Origin of the sequence: Candidatus Accumulibacter vicinus, from assembly GCF_000584955.1 — a bacterium.
Lineage (GTDB): Bacteria > Pseudomonadota > Gammaproteobacteria > Burkholderiales > Rhodocyclaceae > Accumulibacter > Accumulibacter vicinus.
Map to the genome: position 1 here is coordinate 1,052 of NZ_JDSS02000023.1, position 1,022 is coordinate 2,073.

1 protein-coding gene is annotated in these 1,022 nt (G+C 66.8%); it reads right to left on the reverse strand.

Going from position 1 to position 1,022, the window contains the following annotated elements; all coding sequences use genetic code 11:
• Positions 1-301 (reverse strand): transposase (locus CAPSK01_RS22640; protein ID WP_273703484.1); only part of this gene is annotated, 301 nt, incomplete at its 3' end.
• Between the last annotated feature and the right edge of the window lie 721 nt (positions 302-1,022).

Sequence of the window (1,022 nt, forward strand, 5' to 3'; positions counted from 1 at the left end):
GGGCGATCAGGTGCCGGAAGTGATCCGGGCGTCCCGGATAACCGCGACCCTTGACCATGTCGTACACGCGCGAGGCACGTAGGCGCGGAAACTGCGTCAGGGTCTCGAGGATGAACGGCAGGTAAGGATCGATCGCCGAAGGGCGGCGAACCGGTCCGAGTGCCGGCAAGCCGGCTTGGGCGAGCACGCGGGCGACGCTGTCGCGATGCACGTGCAGTTCGGTCGCGATGGTGCCGATACGCCAGCGTTCGGCGTGGTAATAACGCAGGATCTGCGCTTCAATCTCGGGGCTGAGGGCCATGTCTTCTCCGGTCGGGTGGGTGACGGCGAATCCGACGCTGCAAAAAGTCCTGGCGCACTCCGTCCGGCAAGGAACGATGACAACGACAGCAGTGCCCTGGCAGCGGTGCGGCCGGCAACGTCGGTTCGCAGGAGAGTTGAACAGGGGTGGCCCTGGGTGGGGAACCCTGATGCGTCACTTTCTGCTGCCGGGCCCGGTAACGGCGCTGGCGTTCGGCATGGGCGTGACGGCCGCGCAAGCTGTCTTGATAGCGGCCACCCGAGGCGCGGACAGACTGTCGGCGGGCCTGGTCGGCACACCTCGTGGTGCAGTAGCGCTGGCCACGATCACAGTGGCTGCAAATGAGCACGGCTGTGCGGCAAGCGGCGCACAGGTAGCGTCTTCCAGGGAGATCCATTGGCCGTCCCGGCCAATGGGAATCTGACGGCGAGGTGCGCTTCGTGAAATACTAGGCAGGCAACGTCGCCGCTATGGGGCTACGGGGCGCGGCATCGGGTCTGGCTTGGCGGTTGGCTCCGGTGTCGCGCCTGCGTCTCCACCGGCCGCCGGGCGTTCTACCGCATCGGCCACGCGAACGCTACTGCCGCGCCGGTCATGCCGGGCCGCAGCTCACCTCCCGCTCAAACCCCGGGACGTCGATACCCGACGGCGCTCATCGATTCCTGGTTGCCCATTCCTGCCGCGCTTCGCTTGCCAGACGACGGTTTGCTGCGCAACCCGT